The organism is Streptomyces niveus (assembly GCF_001723055.1).
Taxonomy (GTDB): Bacteria; Actinomycetota; Actinomycetes; order Streptomycetales; family Streptomycetaceae; genus Streptomyces; species Streptomyces niveus.
Genome location: NZ_MDCR01000596.1, coordinates 1 through 767, shown reverse-complemented (window position 1 = coordinate 767; position 767 = coordinate 1). Strand labels below are relative to the sequence as shown.

At 74.2% G+C, this 767-nt stretch carries 1 protein-coding gene; it reads right to left on the bottom strand.

Annotation, left to right across the window (positions count from 1 at the left end; all coding sequences use genetic code 11):
* Positions 1-767: IucA/IucC family protein (locus BHU15_RS37805; protein ID WP_303741448.1), on the bottom strand; the 767-nt coding region annotated here is incomplete at both ends.

Sequence of the window (767 nt, the reverse complement as noted above, 5' to 3'; positions counted from 1 at the left end):
GCCGACGAGGCCGAGGAGGTTGTTGATGCCGAGGTAGTACGCGACGCGCTCGTCCACGAACGCGTCGTCGAAGACGAGATCGAGCCCGTCGGCCGCACCCGGCAACAGCCGCTCCACGGCGGGCGCGTGGGAGGCGGCGACGTAGTAGCCCTGGCTGTCCCGGTACCAGCCGGCGCGCGGCAGTCCGTGCGCGTCGAGCGCGACGAGGGTGTTCTGGTGGTGCGGCTCCAGCGCGATGCCGTACCACGCGTGGAGCCGGATGAGCGGGACCGCGAGCACGTCGAGGTACGCGGCCAGCCAGCGCGCGGACGCCTCACCGGTGGACACGCCGTGGGCGCGGGCGGTACGGGCGACGGCCTCGCAGAGCAGCGCGCGGTGGACGGGCGGCGAGCCGTCGCCGGGCCCGGTGCGCTCGGCGACGAGCCCCGCGACGCAGAGCCCCTGGAGCCCGCCGTGCCCGAAGGGGTTGTCGCGTACGGCGGTCTCCAGCCCGGTTTCCGTGTCGTGGCCCGCCGACACCCACCCGAAGTCGCGCAGGATCCCGAACTCCGGGTGCTCGGCGCGCAGTCGTTCGGCGGGCCCGGCGGCGAGCAGTCGCGCCGCGCGGGTGCCCAGCCGCATCTCGCTGCGGAGGTTGTTGCGGCGGGAGTTGGTGATCCGCATCCCGAGGGAGAGCTTCAACATGACGTCCGCGTCGGGCCGGTACACGGTCCGTACGGAGGAGGTCGGATACCAGGGCGGTCCGGCGGGCCCGCCGAACGACTGCG